Here is a 15,945-nt window from a genome sequence, read left to right on the forward strand (position 1 = left end):
GCGGAATCAGACCTTTCTGACGAACTCGGATTTGAGCTTCATCGGGCCGATACCGTCGATCTTGCAGTCGATGTCGTGGTCGCCATCGCACAAACGGATGTTCTTGACCTTGGTGCCGACCTTGACCACCAGCGAGGTGCCCTTGACCTTCAGATCCTTGATCACGGTGATGGTGTCGCCGTCCTGCAGGACGTTGCCGACCGAATCTTTCTTCACGGCATCATCGGACGCCACTTCGGCTTCGCCACTGGCGGACCACTCGTGGGCGCACTCCGGGCACACCAGTTGGGTGCCGTCTTCGTAGGTGTATTCGGAATTGCATTTCGGGCAGGGTGGCAACGTGCTCACTAAGGCTCCTTGGTAGAGATCGCTAAAAGTCGCACATTGTATAGGGTTTTAGCTTTTCAGGCAGTCAAAAGCAAAAATCGCAGCCCCGACAACCCCTGTAGGAGCTGCCGAAGGCTGCGATCTTTTGATCTTGCTTCAGCGATATCAGTGCGTACGCGCGACCGCAAACTCGCTCAGTTCAACCAGGGCATCGCGATATTCACTGGCCGGCAGTGCCTCAAGGCACTTGATCGCACGGGCCACGTAATCACGGGCCAGTTGTGCGGTGTATTCCAGCGAACCGGAAGCTTCCACAGCAATGCGGATGCTTTCCAGATCTTCGATCCCGCCTTTCTGGATCGCCTGACGCACCAGGGCAGCCTGTTCAGTCGTACCTTCGCGCATGGTGTAGATCAGCGGCAGGGTCGGTTTGCCTTCGGCCAGATCGTCGCCGACGTTCTTGCCCAAGGTCTCGGCGTCGCCCTTGTAGTCGAGCAAATCGTCGACCAGTTGGAAGGCCACACCCAGGTGATCGCCGAAGGTGCGCAGGGCTTCGCTCTGCTCGGCGGTAGCGCCGGCCAGTGCGGCGGCACTGTGAGTCGAGGCTTCGAAGAGCATCGCGGTTTTGCCGCGGATGACTTCCATATAGGTTTCTTCGGTGGTGCTGGCGTCGCGCACCTTGGACAGTTGCAACACTTCGCCTTCGGCGATGATGCGCGTGGCCTGGGACAGGATCTTCATCACCGGCATCGAGCCCAGTTCGACCATCATTTCGAACGAACGCGAGTACAGGAAGTCGCCGACCAGCACGCTCGGGGCGTTGCCCCACATGGCATTGGCGGTCGAGCGGCCACGGCGCATGCCGGACATGTCGACCACGTCGTCATGCAGCAGGGTGGCGGTGTGCAGGAATTCGATGGTGGCGGCCAGCAGACGCATGTCGTCGCCTTCGCGACCCAAGGCCTTGCCACACAGCAACACTAATAAAGGACGCAGACGTTTGCCGCCGGCCGAGGTGATGTAATCGCCGATTTTCGATACCAGCGGTACTCGGGAAGTCAGCTGCTTCTTGATGATGCCGTCGACGGCGCTAAAATCGTCCGCCACCGCGCGGTAGAAAGCTTGGGGTTGCATCAGCGAGAGTCGCTCCAGAAGGGTTGCGCGGCATGCTAGGACCCCCATCCGGACCTGTCAAGGCGCGATGGACGGCCTCTTGCGTGACTCTCGCAGCTTGCGTACAATCGCGCACCCTGAACTTCCTGGGCAGCACCTGCCTTACGCAATTGCAACAGGCCTTCCAGCCTAATGCAGCCATGCCAGCCAATACCTCTTCTTATAAAGAGCTGGGTGAGCAGGATTATCGGAGAAATACCATGTCTTATGCAGTAATCGTTACTGGCGGCAAGCAGTACAAAGTCGCCCCAGGTGAATACCTGAAGATCGAAAAACTGGAAATCGCTACCGGCGAATCCGTTACCTTTGATCGCGTTCTGTTGGTTGCCAATGGCGACGACGTGAATATCGGCGCTCCAGTTGTTGCTGGCGCTACCGTTGTGGCTGAAGTGATCTCCCAAGGTCGTCACGATAAAGTCCGCATCATCAAGTTCCGTCGCCGTAAGCACCACATGAAGCGTATGGGCCACCGCCAGTGGTACACCGAGATCAAAATCACCGGTATTCAGGCTTAATTTCAGCCTAATTCCTCACTAGGAGAATTGACTCATGGCACACAAAAAAGCTGGTGGTAGTACCCGTAACGGTCGCGACTCAGAAGCCAAACGCCTTGGCGTTAAGATGTATGGCGGCCAGAAAATCATTCCGGGCAACATCATCGTGCGTCAGCGCGGCACCCAATTCCACGCTGGCTACGGCGTTGGCATGGGTAAGGATCACACCCTCTTCGCGAAAATCGAAGGCGTGATCAAGTTTGAAGTAAAAGGCGCGTTCAACCGCCGTTACGTGAGCGTTGTCGCAGCTTAATTGCGCGATCGCTGGAAAAGCCCTGTCTCGCGACGGGGCTTTTTCGTTTGTGGGGTGAGTCTCTTGCAAAACTGTTTGTGTGGGCTGTCGGCGTGCGATACATGTCGTGTTTTGGGGTCGCTGCGCTCATTTTTGCAAGAGTCTTATGTCTTGATTGTTTTTCGGCTCGTCCGTATGGCGAGAGGCGTTGGTTATGAAGTTTGTTGATGAAGTATCGATTCGCGTAAAGGCTGGTGACGGCGGCAATGGCGCCATGAGTTTTCGTCGGGAAAAATTCATCGAAAACGGTGGCCCGAACGGCGGTGATGGCGGTGACGGCGGTTCCATCTACATGATGGCCGACGAAAACCTCAACACCTTGGTCGACTACCGTTACACCCGGCACTTCGATGCCGAGCGTGGTTCCAACGGCGGCAGCACTGACTGCACCGGTAAAAAAGGCGAAGACCTGATCCTGCGCGTGCCGGTCGGCACCACGGTGATCGACTCTGCTACTCAGGAAGTCATCGGCGACCTGACCAAGGCTGGCCAGAAACTGATGGTAGTGCAGGGCGGCTGGCACGGTCTGGGCAACACCCGTTTCAAATCCAGTACCAACCGTGCGCCGCGTCAGACCACGCCGGGCAAGCCGGGTGAGCAGCGCGACCTGAAACTGGAAATGAAAGTACTGGCTGACGTCGGTCTGCTGGGCTTGCCGAATGCCGGTAAAAGTACTTTTATCCGTTCGGTATCGGCCGCCAAGCCGAAAGTTGCCGATTACCCGTTCACCACGTTGGTGCCGAACCTCGGTGTGGTCAGCGTCGATCGCTGGAAGAGCTTCGTCATTGCCGATATTCCGGGTCTGATCGAAGGCGCTTCCGACGGTGCGGGTCTGGGTATTCGCTTCCTCAAGCACTTGGCGCGTACGCGTCTGTTGCTGCACCTCGTCGACATGGCGCCGCTGGATGACAGCAGTGCACCGGATGCCGCTGAAGTGATCGTCAACGAGCTGATCAAGTTCAGTCCGTCCCTGGCTGAGCGTGATCGCTGGTTGGTGCTGAACAAGTGCGATCAGATCCTTGAAGAAGAGCACGATGAGCGCGTCAAGGAAATTGTTGAGCGCCTGGAGTGGACGGGGCCGGTTTACGTGATCTCGGCGATCGCCAGGATCGGTACCGAGCGTCTGTGTCACGACATCATGCGTTACATGGAAGACCGCGCCGATCGCCTGGCCAATGACCCGGCTTACAAGGAAGAGTTGGCCGACCTCGATCAGCGCATCGAAGACGAAGCGCGTGCGCAACTGCAGGCTCTGGATGACAAGCGTGCCCTGCGCCGCAGCGGCGTGAAGTCGGTCCATGACATCGGCGACGATGATTGGGACGAAGAAGATGTGGATGACGAAGACGGTCCGGAAATCATTTACGTGCGTGACTGATTCGTTGCAGTAAACTTAAGCGCCGCTCAATCGAGCGGCGTTTTAGTATCTGGAAATCGCAAGTCACAAATAACGTCATGGGCGGCGCTGGGTCGCGCGGCCCTCAAGCTAAGGTTGAAGATGATGCGGAGCAAGGTGACAGGTGCGCAGCGTTGGGTCGTGAAGATCGGCAGCGCTTTGCTGACAGCTGATGGCAAAGGGCTGGATCGCGCGGCAATGGGTGTCTGGGTCGAGCAGATGGTGGCCTTGCATGAGGCTGGCGTCGAGTTGGTGCTGGTGTCCTCCGGGGCAGTGGCGGCCGGCATGAGTCGTTTGGGCTGGACCGCACGACCCAGTGCGATGCACGAGCTCCAGGCGGCCGCTGCAATTGGTCAGATGGGTCTGGTGCAGGCGTGGGAATCGAGCTTTGCCGAACATGGTCGGCACACTGCACAGATTCTCCTGACTCACGACGACCTGTCCGACCGCAAGCGTTACCTGAACGCCCGCAGTACCCTGCGCGCACTGGTCGAGCTGAAAGTCATCCCGGTGATCAACGAAAACGACACTGTGGTCACCGACGAAATCCGTTTCGGCGACAACGACACGCTGGCGGCGCTGGTGGCGAATCTGGTCGAGGCGGATCTGCTGGTGATCCTTACCGATCGCGACGGCATGTTCGACGCCGATCCGCGCAACAACCCTGACGCGCAGCTGATTTACGAGGCGCGCGCTGATGATCCGAGTCTCGATGCGGTGGCGGGCGGCACGGGTGGGGCGCTGGGTCGTGGCGGCATGCAGACCAAGTTGCGTGCGGCGCGACTGGCTGCGCGTTCCGGTGCGCACACTATTATCGTTGGTGGGCGTCTTGAGCGCGTGCTGGATCGTCTGAAGGCGGGCGAGCGTATCGGCACGTTGCTGTCGCCTGAGCGCGGCATGCTCGCGGCGCGCAAGCAATGGCTGGCCGGGCATCTGCAAACTCGCGGCACGCTGGTGCTGGATGATGGTGCGGTGTCGGCGTTGTCTCAGGGCAACAAGAGTCTGCTGCCGGTGGGGGTGAAGCTGGTTCAGGGCAGTTTCCGTCGCGGCGAAATGGTCGTCTGCGTGGCGCCCGATGGTCGCGAGATTGCCCGTGGCCTGGCCAACTACAGCGCGTTGGAAGCACAAAAAATCATCGGTCAGTCGTCGGATGCGATTGTCGGTTTGCTCGGATACATGGCGGAACCTGAGCTGGTTCACCGTGACAACCTGATTCTTGTCTAAGGAAAACTCGATGCGTTTGGCAAAAGGAATGTTGGGCTTGCTGATGGCGCTGCCATTGCTCGCCTCGGCCGAGGAAATCGGTCAGGTGTCGACGGTGTTCAAGTTTGTCGGCCCTAACGACCGTATTGTGGTCGAGGCTTTCGATGATCCGAAAGTCGAGGGTGTGACTTGCTACCTGTCGCGCGCCAAGACTGGCGGCGTAAAAGGCGGTTTGGGTCTGGCTGAAGATCGCGCCGAAGCGTCGATCGCCTGTCGTCAGGTGGGTCCGATCAAGTTCAAGGGTGATCTGAAGGATGGCGACGAGGTGTTCAAGGAGCGCACTTCGCTGGTGTTCAAGACCATGCAGGTGGTGCGTTTTCTCGACAAGAAGCGTAATACGCTGGTGTACCTGGTCTACAGCGATCGCTTGATCGAAGGCAGTCCGCAGAATGCTGTGACCGCCATCCCGATCCTGCCGTGGGTGCCCGTCCAGCAATAACACCGCAAATCCAACTGTAGGAGTGAGCCTGCTCGCGATGGCGGTTAGTCAGATATGTATTTGCTGACTGACACACCGCTATCGCGAGCAGACTCACTCCTACATTTTTTTGCGCTGGATTCACCAAATTTCAGGCATAAAAAAACCGACCCTAAGGTCGGTTTTTTTAATGACTACGTCGATTAAGCAGCTTCTTTCAGCGCTTTGACGTGGCCATTCAGACGGCTCTTATGACGAGCAGCCTTGTTCTTGTGGATGATGCCTTTATCGGCCATACGGTCGATAACTGGCACAGCCAGAACGTATGCAGCTTGAGCTTTTTCAGCGTCTTTTGCGTCGATGGCTTTAACTACATTCTTGATGTAGGTGCGAACCATGGAACGCAGGCTGGCGTTGTGGCTGCGACGCTTCTCAGCCTGTTTTGCACGTTTTTTGGCGGAAGGTGAGTTGGCCACCGTCGAGCTCCTCGAAAGACTTTTTAGGAAATAGCAAACAAAATAGGCCGCGAATCATGCCGATGAGTTGAAGTCTTGTCAAGGGCACTTGAAACGTTCCGCTAAGTGGTAGGTATAAAGAGGCGGGATATTTATTTCCGGCGCTTGACCTGTAAACTCGCGAGCTTTGGCTCTGTGCTGCTGCGGCGCGGAGTATCGCACAAGTAGGCGCTTTGTTCGCCTGCTGTTTATCGACAGGCACAAATTCCCTCAATGAATCTGCTCAAATCGTTGGCCGCCGTCAGCTCTATCACGATGCTTTCCCGGATTCTGGGCTTTGTTCGTGACACGCTGATTGCCCGTACATTCGGCGCCGGGATGGCGACGGATGCCTTCTTTATTGCCTTCAAACTGCCGAATCTATTGCGGCGCATCTTTGCCGAGGGCGCGTTTTCGCAGGCATTCGTGCCAATCCTTGCCGAATACAAAAGCCAGCAGGGTGAAGAGGCGACCCGAACCTTTATTGCCTATGTGTCGGGTCTGCTGACGCTGGTGTTGGCGGTAGTGACGGCGTTGGGCATGATCGCCGCACCCTGGGTGATCTGGGCAACGGCTCCGGGCTTTACCGATACGCCGGAAAAATTCCAGCTCACCTCCGATCTGTTGCGGGTGACCTTCCCCTATATATTGCTGATCTCCCTGTCCTCACTGGCGGGCGCGATTCTCAATACCTGGAACCGTTTCTCGGTGCCGGCCTTCGTGCCGACTCTGCTCAACGTCAGCATGATCGTGTTTTCGCTGTTCCTCACACCGTACTTCGATCCACCGGTGATGGCGCTGGGCTGGGCGGTATTGGTCGGCGGCCTGGCGCAGTTGCTCTATCAACTGCCGCACCTGAAGAAGATCGGCATGCTGGTGCTGCCGCGCTTGAATCTGCGCGATAGCGGTGTCTGGCGCGTGATGAAGCAGATGCTGCCGGCGATTCTCGGTGTTTCGGTCAGCCAGATATCGCTGATCATCAACACCATCTTCGCCTCGTTTCTGGTCGCGGGTTCGGTGTCGTGGATGTATTACGCCGACCGCCTGATGGAATTGCCTTCGGGTGTACTGGGTGTGGCGTTGGGTACGATTCTGCTGCCGACGCTGGCGAAAACCTACGCCAGCAAGGATCGCCACGAATACTCGCGGATTCTCGATTGGGGCCTGCGCCTGTGTTTTGTGCTGGTGCTGCCGTGTGCGCTGGCGCTGGGGATTCTGGCCGAGCCGCTGACTGTTTCGTTATTCCAGTACGGTCAGTTCAGTGGCTTCGACGCCGAAATGACCCAGCGCGCATTGATTGCTTACTCTGTCGGTCTGCTCGGGATTATCGTGATCAAAGTGTTGGCGCCGGGCTTTTATGCGCAACAGAACATCCGTACACCGGTAAAAATCGCAATCTTCACGCTGGTCGTTACGCAACTGTTCAACCTCGTTCTGATTGGTCCGCTGGCTCATGCCGGCCTGGCCCTGGCGATCAGTGCCGGTGCCTGCCTGAATGCCGGGCTGCTGTTCTATCAACTGCGCAAACAACAGATGTATCAGCCGCAGCCGGGCTGGGCCAAGTTCGGTCTCAAACTGGTTATCGCCGTGGCCGTGATGTCGGCAGTGCTGCTGCTTGGCATGCATTTAATGCCGGCGTGGGATCAAGGACACATGCTTGAGCGCTTCCTGCGTCTGGGCGCATTGGTCGCGGCGGGCGTGGTGTCCTATTTCGGTATGTTGCTGCTGCTCGGTTTCCGTCTGCGCGACTTCAACCGCAAGGCCTTGAGTTAAGGTTTTACCCTTTATAAACAGGCGCGGGCCGGCAGTTTTGTCGGCTCGTTCACTTTGCGTTACGGTGTTGCCTGTCGTCGACCGTCGGGTGTGGTTATAATCGACCACTTTATGAGCAAGAAGCGCGTTATGCAGCTGGTTCGAGGCCTCCACAACTTGCGCCCCCAGCATCGGGGCTGCGTCGCCACTATTGGCAACTTTGACGGTGTTCACCGTGGTCACCAGGCTATCCTGGCCCGACTGCGTGAGCGTGCGCTCGAGTTGGGCGTACCCAGCTGCGTGGTGATTTTCGAGCCGCAGCCACGGGAATTCTTTGCCCCCGAGACTGCGCCGGCGCGTCTGGCCCGGTTGCGCGACAAGCTGCAATTGCTGGCCGCCGAAGGCGTTGACCGGGTGTTGTGCCTGGCCTTCAACCAGCGTCTGAGCAAACTCAGCGCCAGTGAGTTCGTCGATACCATCCTCGTTGATGGCCTCGGCGTGCAGCATCTGGAAGTCGGTGACGATTTCCGTTTCGGTTGCGACCGCCTCGGCGATTTCAATTTCCTGCTGCAGGCCGGGCAGATGCACGGTTTCACTGTTGAAGCCGCGCAAACCGTCGAGCTGGACGGCATTCGCGTCAGTAGCACGCAGGTGCGTAACGCGTTGGCCGCCGCCGATTTCGCCTTGGCCGAACGTTTGCTCGGTCGCCCGTACCGGATTGCCGGTCGCGTGCTGCACGGGCAGAAACTGGCCCGGCAACTGGGTACGCCCACTGCCAACATTCAACTCAAGCGTCGTCGCGTGCCGTTCACCGGGGTGTACCTGGTGGATGTCGATATCGACGGCAAGACCTGGCCCGGCGTCGCCAATATCGGCGTGCGGCCCACGGTACAAGGTGATGGCAAGGCCCACCTTGAAGTCCATCTTCTAGATTTTGCCGGCGATCTGTATGACCGGCGTTTGACGGTGGTTTTCCACCAAAAGCTGCGTGAAGAGCAGCGCTTCGCCTCCCTGGAGGCATTGAAAACGGCGATCAATGCGGATGTCGCCACCGCCCGTGCACTAGCCGCACCTAGCGCCCATCGCTAATGAAGAGCCTTAAATGACCGACTATAAAGCCACGCTTAACCTTCCGGACACCGCCTTCCCAATGAAGGCCGGCCTGCCACAGCGCGAACCGCAGATCCTGCAGCGCTGGGACAGTATTGGCCTGTACGGAAAGTTGCGCGAGATTGGCAAGGATCGTCCGAAGTTCGTTCTGCACGACGGTCCTCCGTATGCCAACGGCACGATCCACATCGGTCACGCACTGAACAAGATTCTCAAGGACATGATCATCCGCTCGAAGACCCTGTCGGGTTTCGACGCGCCGTACGTTCCGGGTTGGGACTGCCACGGCCTGCCGATCGAGCACAAGGTTGAAGTGACCCACGGCAAGAATCTGGGCGCGGACAAGACCCGCGAACTGTGCCGTGCCTACGCCACCGAGCAGATCGAAGGGCAGAAGTCCGAATTCATCCGTCTCGGCGTGTTGGGCGATTGGGCCAACCCGTACAAGACCATGGATTTCAAGAACGAGGCCGGCGAAATCCGCGCCCTCGCCGAAATCGTCAAGGGCGGTTTCGTGTTCAAGGGCCTCAAGCCTGTGAACTGGTGCTTCGACTGCGGTTCGGCCCTGGCTGAAGCGGAAGTCGAGTACGAGACCAAGAAGTCCTCGACCATCGACGTGGCTTTCCCGATCGCTGACGAAGCCCAACTGGCAGCCGCGTTCGGCCTGCCGTCGCTGAGCAAACCTGCGTCGATCGTGATCTGGACCACCACCCCGTGGACCATCCCGGCCAACCAGGCGCTGAACGTTCACCCGGAATTCAACTACGCGCTGGTTGATGTCGGCGACAAGCTGCTGGTGCTGGCTGAAGAGCTGGTCGAAGCCTGCCTGGCGCGCTACAGCCTGGAAGGTTCGGTCATCGCCACCACCACTGGTAAAGAACTCGAGCTGATCAACTTCCGTCACCCGTTCTACGATCGTCTGTCGCCGGTGTACCTGGCTGACTACGTCGAACTGGGCGCTGGCACCGGTGTGGTTCACTCTGCTCCGGCCTACGGCGTGGACGACTTCGTGACCTGCAAGAAATACGGCATGGTCAACGACGACATCCTCAACCCGGTGCAGAGCAACGGCGTGTACGTGCCGTCGCTGGAATTCTTCGGCGGCCAGTTCATCTGGAAGGCCAATCCGGCCATCGTCGACAAGCTGACCGAAGTCGGTGCGCTGTTGCACACCACCGTCATCGAACACAGCTATATGCACTGCTGGCGTCACAAGACCCCGCTGATCTACCGCGCCACCGCGCAGTGGTTCATCGGCATGGACAAAGAGCCAACCAGCGGCGACACCCTGCGTGTGCGCTCACTCAAAGCGATCGAGGACACCAAATTCGTCCCGGCCTGGGGCCAGGCGCGCCTGCACTCGATGATCGCCAACCGTCCGGACTGGTGCATCTCGCGTCAGCGCAACTGGGGCGTGCCGATCCCGTTCTTCCTCAACAAGGAAAGCGGCGAACTGCACCCACGCACCGTTGAGCTGATGGAAGAAGTCGCCAAGCGCGTTGAAGTCGAAGGCATCGAAGCCTGGTTCAAGATGGACGCTGCCGAACTGCTCGGCGACGAAGCGCCGCTGTACGACAAGATCAGCGACACCCTCGACGTCTGGTTCGACTCGGGCACCACGCACTGGCACGTCCTGCGCGGTTCGCACCCGATGGGTCACGAGAGCGGCCCGCGTGCCGACCTGTACCTGGAAGGTTCCGACCAACACCGTGGCTGGTTCCACTCGTCGTTGCTGACCGGTTGCGCCATCGACAATCACGCTCCGTACCGCGAACTGCTGACGCACGGTTTCACCGTCGACGAAGCCGGCCGCAAAATGTCCAAATCGCTGGGCAACGTGATCGCGCCGCAGAAAGTCAACGACACCCTCGGCGCCGACATCATGCGTCTGTGGGTCGCTTCGACTGACTACTCCGGTGAAATGGCGGTTTCCGATCAGATCCTGCAGCGCAGTGCGGACGCTTACCGTCGTATCCGTAACACCGCGCGTTTCCTGCTTTCGAACCTGAGCGGTTTCAACCCGGCTACCGACATCCTGCCGGCTGAAGAAATGCTCGCACTGGATCGCTGGGCGGTTGATCGCACGCTGCTGCTGCAACGCGAGCTGCAAGAGCACTACGGCGAGTACCGTTTCTGGAACGTCTACTCGAAGATCCACAACTTCTGCGTGCAGGAGCTGGGCGGTTTCTACCTCGACATCATCAAGGACCGTCAGTACACCACTGGCGCCAACAGCAAGGCCCGTCGTTCGGCGCAAACCGCGCTGTTCCACATCTCCGAAGCGCTGGTGCGCTGGATCGCACCGATCCTCGCTTTCACCGCCGACGAACTGTGGGAATACCTGCCGGGCGAGCGTAACGAATCGGTAATGCTCAACACCTGGTACGAAGGCCTGACCGAACTGCCGGCCGACGTTGAACTGGGTCGCGACTACTGGGAACGCGTGATGGCGGTCAAGGTAGCGGTCAACAAAGAGATGGAAATCCAGCGCGCAGCAAAAGCTGTCGGTGGCAACCTGCAAGCCGAAGTGACGCTGTACGCCGAAGACGCGCTGAGCGCCGACCTGGCCAAGCTGAGCAACGAACTGCGCTTTGTCCTGATCACCTCGACGGCCAGCGTTGCGCCGTTCGTTCAGGCTCCGGCTGATGCGGTAGTGACTGAAGTCAGCGGCCTGAAGCTGAAGATCGTCAAATCGGCCTTCCCGAAGTGCGCCCGTTGCTGGCACTGCCGTGAAGACGTTGGCGTGAACCCGGAGCATCCGGAAATCTGCGGTCGTTGCGTCGACAACATCAGCGGCGCTGGCGAGGTTCGTCACTATGCCTAATGCCGTTGGCCGTTTTGGACGGTTGAGCTGGCTCTGGTTGAGTTTGCTGGTGCTGGTCATCGACCAGGCCAGCAAGTTCTACTTCGAAGGCAAGCTCGAAATGTTCCAGCAGATCGTGATCATTCCCGATTACTTCAGCTGGACCCTGGCTTACAACACTGGCGCTGCCTTCAGCTTCCTCGCTGACAGCTCCGGCTGGCAGCGCTGGCTGTTCGCCCTGATCGCAATTGTCGTCAGTGCGGTGCTGGTGGTCTGGCTCAAGCGTCTGGGCCGCAATGACACCTGGCTGGCCGTCGCGCTGGCGTTGGTGCTGGGCGGCGCGCTGGGCAATCTGTATGACCGCATTGCCTTGGGCCATGTGATCGATTTCATTCTGGTGCACTGGCAGAACCGCTGGTACTTCCCGGCGTTCAACTTCGCCGACAGCGCGATTACCGTTGGCGCGGTGATGCTGGCACTGGATATGTTCAAAAGTAAAAAGACCGGAGAAGCCGTTCATGACTGAACAGGTATTGGCTGAGCAACGCATCGGCCAGAACACGGAAGTCACTTTGCACTTTGCATTGCGCCTGGAGAACGGCGACACCGTCGACAGCACGTTCGACAAAGCCCCGGCGACCTTCAAGGTCGGCGACGGCAACCTGCTGCCGGGTTTCGAAGCAGCGCTGTTCGGCTTCAAGGCCGGCGACAAGCGTACGCTGACCGTCGAGCCGGAAAACGCTTTCGGCCAGCCGAACCCGCAGAACGTGCAGATCATCCCGCGTTCGCAGTTCGTCGACATGGAGTTGTCGCCGGGTTTGCTGGTTATCTTCAACGATGCGGCCAATACTGAGCTGCCGGGTGTGGTGAAAGAGTTCGACGACACGCAAGTGACCATCGACTTCAACCACCCTCTGTCGGGCAAGACGCTGACCTTTGACGTCGAGATCATCAACGTCAAAGCGATCTAACTGACTCTATGGAGTCAAATGTGGGAGCGAGCCTGCTCGCGAATGCTGACTGACATTCAACATAGATGTTGTCTGACACACCGCTTTCGCGAGCAGGCTCGCTCCCACAATGTTTTCAATCGTTTTCGCTATTTCTTGCGCGCAAGACACGAGGCACAGCATGCAAATCAAACTCGCCAACCCCCGTGGCTTCTGCGCCGGCGTGGACCGGGCGATCGAAATCGTCAACCGCGCCCTGGAAGTCTTCGGGCCGCCGATCTATGTGCGTCACGAAGTGGTGCACAACAAGTTCGTCGTCGAAGACCTGCGAAGTCGCGGGGCGATCTTCGTCGAAGAGCTGGATCAGGTGCCGGATGACGTCATCGTGATTTTCAGTGCTCACGGCGTCTCTCAAGCCGTGCGCACCGAAGCCGCCGGCCGTGGCCTGAAAGTATTCGACGCCACTTGCCCGCTTGTGACCAAGGTGCACATCGAAGTGGCGAAATACAGCCGCGACGGTCGTGAGTGCATCCTCATCGGCCACGCCGGACACCCGGAAGTCGAAGGCACCATGGGTCAGTACGACGGCAGCAATGGCGGCGCGATTTACCTCGTCGAAGACGAGAAAGACGTTGCCGAGTTGCAGGTGCACAACCCGGAAAAACTGGCTTTCGTTACTCAGACGACGCTGTCGATGGACGACACCAGTCGCGTCATCGATGCCTTGCGCACGCGCTTCCCGGCCATCGGCGGTCCGCGCAAGGACGACATCTGCTACGCCACGCAAAACCGCCAGGACGCGGTCAAGCAATTGGCCGACGAGTGCGACGTGGTGCTGGTAGTCGGCAGCCCGAACAGCTCCAACTCCAACCGTCTGCGTGAGCTCGCCGAGCGCATGGCCACACCGGCCTACCTGATCGACGGTGCCGAAGACCTGCAAAAGAGCTGGTTCGATGGCGTTGAGCGTATCGGCATCACCGCCGGGGCGTCCGCGCCGGAAGTGCTGGTGCGCGGCGTGATTCAGCAATTGCAGGCCTGGGGCGCGACCGGTGCCGATGAATTGGCCGGGCGCGAAGAGAACATCACGTTCTCGATGCCTAAAGAGCTGCGCGTGCGTTCGATCTGATACGTTTGGCTTTTTGACACAGCGCCTGCTCAGCTTCTTCGCTGCTCAGGCGCACGCGACCGGTCGCCGCCAGCACTATCTGGCGCTGACTGACCGGCTCGCGAGCCGAGCAGACATGTAATGTCCCTTCCTGAAACGCCCGCCCGGGCATCAGTGGTTGCCCCAGACTGCTGAAACGTACGTAACGACTCACCGACCAATTACCGACAATCGGCACCTGCGTGTCACTCACACTTTCTTGCAGCAGCGGATTGCTGCTGTCCTTCGGCCCCTGGCCGCTGATATCCAGAATGATCCGCCAGCCCTGACTCCAGTCGCCGTTGATGCCATGAATCACCACGCTCTGATTGCGCGTGATGGCCAGTGTTCGCGCGTTGCGAACACCGTCGAGCAGCGACTGCGCGGCTTGATCACGTTGGTTCGATTCCCTGAGCGTGGCAAATGCCGGACTGACCAGCAGCAGAACAATTGCGCCAATTGCCAGTCCCATAAGCAGTTCTATCAGGCTGAAACCCTGTTGCGGCATGAAAGCTCCCTCCGTGGAGTGTGATGAACGGCGCGCTCCGTGCGCCGGGCAGGGCAAATCAACCGACGCGGGCCGGTTGAATGTTCTAGCGTGTAGAAGCAGGTATAGCCGACGGCAACGGAGGGCATTGATGGATCTTCGTACAAAAGGTTTCACGCTGATCGAGTTGTTGGTCGCGATCGCGATCTCCGTGATCCTGATCACCCTGGCGGTGCCAGCGTTCACCCGTTCGGTACAGGGCAGCAAGGCTGATACCGAGATGGGTGACCTGCAACGGGCGATCAATTTCGCCAGGCTCGAAGCGATCAACCGTGGCACCACTCTGCGCCTGCGCCCGACCGCTGGCGGCAGCGTATGGACCGGTGAACTGGCGGTCTACGACAGTACTGGCAATCCGGCCAATGTGTTGCGGGTTGTTCCCGCGATGAGCAGCGGCGCCACTCTGACGCTACCCTCAGGAGTGACCGCACTGGATTTCAACAACCTTGGCGGTCTGGCGGCACCGTCGACGGCGGTGGTCATCAGTTACACGTTGGGAACGCAAAGCAGGACGCTGAACGTGTGTTTGAACGGACGAATTCAATTGGGTGGAAGTTGCGGATGAGGGCAGGGAGTCAATACGTACAGCAGGGCATGACGCTGATCGAAGTACTGGTCGCGTTGCTGATTCTGACGGTCGGGCTGCTGGGCGCGGCAGCGGTGCAACTGAATGCGCTGAAGTACACCGACAGCTCGCGGATGACCAGCCAGGCCAGTTTCATCGCCTACGACATGATGGACCGCATCCGCGCCAACTCTGGCGCCGACTACACCGTCACGCCGCCGACTTCGGCCAATCTCAGCGTTGCGCGCGACCAGGATCTCTACGATTTCACCACCAACATCGTCAACTTCGGCGGCCCGACCGCTACAGGCAGCATCACCCTCAATCAGCGGGTTTACACGATTACCATCAACTGGAGCGATGCGCGAGCCGCCAACAGCGCCAGTGCTCAACGCAGTTTTGTCCTGACCAGCCGCGCCGCCGTCGATCCGGTGGCTACACCATGAGGCGTGGTCAGCGTGGTTTTGGTCTGATCGAGATGCTCGTCGCCCTGGCACTGGGGCTGATTGTGGTGCTGGGCGTGGTGCAGATTTTCATCGCGGCGAAAAATACTTATGTCAGCCAGAACAGCGCCGCCGCGATGCAGGAAGATGCGCGGTTCGTATTGAGCAAGATGATTCAGGAAATTCGCATGGTCGGGATGTTCGGTTGTCTGGGCACCATCCTCGATTCGAGCTCCGCGGGCGACTTCAACGCTGCGCAGGTCATGCCGATCAGTTGGGACAATGCCAACCTGAAACTGACGCTGGTCACCGCCGATATCGGCAGCGGCGGGGGCACGCCGACCTGGACGGTGCTCTCCGACTGCCGTAACAGTGCGACGGCGTATACCGGCTTGCGATCTCCGGCGAGCGGACAGATCGCGTTTCCGATCCGGCGTCTGATCTACAGTTTCAGCAACAATCAGATTCTCATGGGCACCGGCAGCGGCACACCGACGCAGCAGGTGCTGGTGAACAACGTCAGTGCGTTCACTGTGATGTTCGGTCTGGCCAGTTCCGCGACAGATGTGGCCGCTTCGACTTATAGCGCCAACCCCAGTGATCCGGCGCGCATCCGCAGTGTGCGCCTGAGCCTGACCCTCAACGATCCGAACAATCGGGTGCGCAGTCAAACCTTCAACGTGGTTGCCGCTTTGCGCAACCGCTTGCAGTGAG

General features: G+C 58.9%; 18 protein-coding genes. 14 read left to right on the forward strand and 4 right to left on the reverse strand.

The annotated features are described in order from the left end of the window. Positions 1–6: 6 nt before the first annotated feature. Positions 7–348 carry a zinc ribbon domain-containing protein YjdM gene (locus tag CKW17_RS22465; RefSeq protein WP_016986200.1) on the reverse strand — a complete coding sequence of 114 codons (342 nt, stop codon included), beginning with the start codon at positions 346–348 and terminating at the stop codon, positions 7–9. Positions 349–492: 144 nt separating this feature from the next. Continuing rightward, entirely contained in the window at positions 493–1,461 is a 969-nt protein-coding gene (locus CKW17_RS22470) for a polyprenyl synthetase family protein (RefSeq protein ID WP_095121729.1), read from the reverse strand. A gap of 239 nt (positions 1,462–1,700) precedes the next feature. Between CKW17_RS22470 and rplU the strand changes: the two genes are divergently transcribed. From rplU to CKW17_RS22495, 5 genes are all read left to right on the forward strand, one after another. Then, entirely contained in the window at positions 1,701–2,015 is a 315-nt protein-coding gene (rplU, locus tag CKW17_RS22475; RefSeq protein WP_003176051.1) for a 50S ribosomal protein L21, read from the forward strand. Positions 2,016–2,049: 34 nt separating this feature from the next. Beyond that, a complete protein-coding gene (gene rpmA, locus CKW17_RS22480) occupies positions 2,050–2,307 on the forward strand; it encodes a 50S ribosomal protein L27 (RefSeq protein ID WP_003176049.1) in 258 nt (85 codons plus the stop codon). 193 nt (positions 2,308–2,500) lie between these two features. Continuing rightward, positions 2,501–3,724, forward strand: coding sequence for an Obg family GTPase CgtA (gene cgtA, locus CKW17_RS22485; RefSeq protein WP_095121731.1), 1,224 nt, complete (start codon positions 2,501–2,503; stop codon positions 3,722–3,724). Positions 3,725–3,847: 123 nt separating this feature from the next. Beyond that, a complete protein-coding gene (gene proB / locus CKW17_RS22490) occupies positions 3,848–4,966 on the forward strand; it encodes a glutamate 5-kinase (protein WP_085689726.1) in 1,119 nt (372 codons plus the stop codon). A 10-nt stretch (positions 4,967–4,976) separates the two neighbouring features. After that, positions 4,977–5,444 carry a CreA family protein gene (locus CKW17_RS22495; RefSeq protein WP_095121733.1) on the forward strand — a complete coding sequence of 156 codons (468 nt, stop codon included), beginning with the start codon at positions 4,977–4,979 and terminating at the stop codon, positions 5,442–5,444. Positions 5,445–5,626: 182 nt separating this feature from the next. On the opposite strand, the gene rpsT is transcribed toward CKW17_RS22495, so the two are convergent. Further along, positions 5,627–5,899: a 30S ribosomal protein S20 gene (gene rpsT, locus CKW17_RS22500; protein ID WP_003228351.1), complete on the reverse strand. Its 273-nt coding sequence runs from the start codon at positions 5,897–5,899 to the stop codon at positions 5,627–5,629. 252 nt (positions 5,900–6,151) lie between these two features. On the opposite strand from rpsT, the gene murJ reads away from it, so the two are divergent. From murJ to ispH, 6 genes are all read left to right on the forward strand, one after another. After that, positions 6,152–7,690, forward strand: coding sequence for a murein biosynthesis integral membrane protein MurJ (gene murJ / locus CKW17_RS22510; protein ID WP_095121735.1), 1,539 nt, complete (start codon positions 6,152–6,154; stop codon positions 7,688–7,690). A 129-nt stretch (positions 7,691–7,819) separates the two neighbouring features. Further along, positions 7,820–8,758: a bifunctional riboflavin kinase/FAD synthetase gene (gene ribF / locus CKW17_RS22515; RefSeq protein WP_176470108.1), complete on the forward strand. Its 939-nt coding sequence runs from the start codon at positions 7,820–7,822 to the stop codon at positions 8,756–8,758. A gap of 13 nt (positions 8,759–8,771) precedes the next feature. After that, entirely contained in the window at positions 8,772–11,603 is a 2,832-nt protein-coding gene (gene ileS, locus CKW17_RS22520; RefSeq protein WP_095121739.1) for an isoleucine--tRNA ligase, read from the forward strand. Continuing rightward, positions 11,596–12,108 carry a signal peptidase II gene (lspA, locus tag CKW17_RS22525; protein WP_007963824.1) on the forward strand — a complete coding sequence of 171 codons (513 nt, stop codon included), beginning with the start codon at positions 11,596–11,598 and terminating at the stop codon, positions 12,106–12,108. Before ileS ends, lspA begins: the two co-directional genes overlap by 8 nt. 7 nt (positions 12,109–12,115) lie before the next feature. Continuing rightward, positions 12,116–12,553, forward strand: coding sequence for an FKBP-type peptidyl-prolyl cis-trans isomerase (fkpB, locus tag CKW17_RS22530; RefSeq protein ID WP_175555644.1), 438 nt, complete (start codon positions 12,116–12,118; stop codon positions 12,551–12,553). Between the two features lie 160 nt (positions 12,554–12,713). Beyond that, complete coding sequence (gene ispH / locus CKW17_RS22535; RefSeq protein WP_034153853.1) at positions 12,714–13,658, forward strand: 4-hydroxy-3-methylbut-2-enyl diphosphate reductase; 945 nt, start codon at positions 12,714–12,716, stop codon at positions 13,656–13,658. On the opposite strand, the gene CKW17_RS22540 is transcribed toward ispH, so the two are convergent. Further along, entirely contained in the window at positions 13,630–14,184 is a 555-nt protein-coding gene (locus tag CKW17_RS22540; protein WP_095121741.1) for a GspH/FimT family pseudopilin, read from the reverse strand. The genes ispH and CKW17_RS22540 overlap by 29 nt on opposite strands. Before the next feature lie 130 nt (positions 14,185–14,314). Here CKW17_RS22540 and CKW17_RS22545 point away from each other — a divergent pair, with 130 nt between their 5' ends. From CKW17_RS22545 to CKW17_RS22555, 3 genes are read left to right on the forward strand one after another with little or no spacing between them, the layout of a single operon-like run. Further along, entirely contained in the window at positions 14,315–14,788 is a 474-nt protein-coding gene (locus tag CKW17_RS22545) for a GspH/FimT family pseudopilin (protein WP_095121743.1), read from the forward strand. Next, positions 14,785–15,234, forward strand: a complete 450-nt coding sequence (pilV, locus tag CKW17_RS22550) for a type IV pilus modification protein PilV (RefSeq protein WP_095121753.1) — start codon at positions 14,785–14,787, stop codon at positions 15,232–15,234. The genes CKW17_RS22545 and pilV overlap by 4 nt, the downstream gene beginning before the upstream one ends. Further along, a complete protein-coding gene (locus tag CKW17_RS22555) occupies positions 15,231–15,944 on the forward strand; it encodes a PilW family protein (RefSeq protein WP_095121755.1) in 714 nt (237 codons plus the stop codon). The genes pilV and CKW17_RS22555 overlap by 4 nt, the downstream gene beginning before the upstream one ends. The last annotated feature ends 1 nt before the right edge of the window (position 15,945 follow it).

Origin of the sequence: Pseudomonas sp. Irchel s3f10, assembly GCF_900187515.1 — a bacterium.
Classification (GTDB): domain Bacteria; phylum Pseudomonadota; class Gammaproteobacteria; order Pseudomonadales; family Pseudomonadaceae; genus Aquipseudomonas; species Aquipseudomonas tensinigenes.